Raw genomic sequence first — 503 nt, 5'->3', positions numbered from 1 at the left:
GGAGCGTCCGATGGAGCCGCCGATCGCCGCCCCCGCCAGGGTGCCCACGATGATCGCGGCCGTGCTCGCGTGCCCGTGCCGCTCCACCTGGCTGCCGAGCAGCCCACCCAGCACCCCGCCGATCACCATCCCGGACTGCTCCTGGGTGCCCTGGTAGTTCGCGCAGCCGGACACCCCGAGGGCCCCGGCCAGGATTACACCGATAACCCGCTGTCTCACCGCTACCTCCCGCCGGCCCACGCCGGGTGCTGCCGCCACAACGCTTCCCAGCCGATGCTAGGCCGGTGATGGGCAGAGGGGATTGACGGCGGTCATGAACACGGAAAGAAACGTTGTCCCGGCACGAGGCAGGTGCGCGCGGCGCCACCAGGGTCCGCAATGTGCCATACCCTGGCGCGTAACGGATCACTGAAGCCGTGCAGAACGGTCACATCGTCTTACGGCAGGCTCAGTCTCGCCGTTCGCCCGCCATCCACCGTGTACACCTGTCCCGTGATGAAGCC

At 68.8% G+C, this 503-nt stretch carries 1 protein-coding gene; it reads right to left on the bottom strand.

The window, feature by feature from the left end; genetic code table 11:
* Positions 1-219: glycine zipper 2TM domain-containing protein (locus tag G7A99_RS24755; RefSeq protein ID WP_163144732.1), on the bottom strand; the 219-nt coding region annotated here is incomplete at its 3' end.
* Positions 220-503: the final 284 nt, after the last annotated feature.

The sequence above is a fragment of the Arhodomonas sp. KWT genome, from assembly GCF_010993615.1.
Note: the sequence above shows the minus strand (reverse complement) of the source record. Positions and strands in the feature narration are given on the sequence as shown.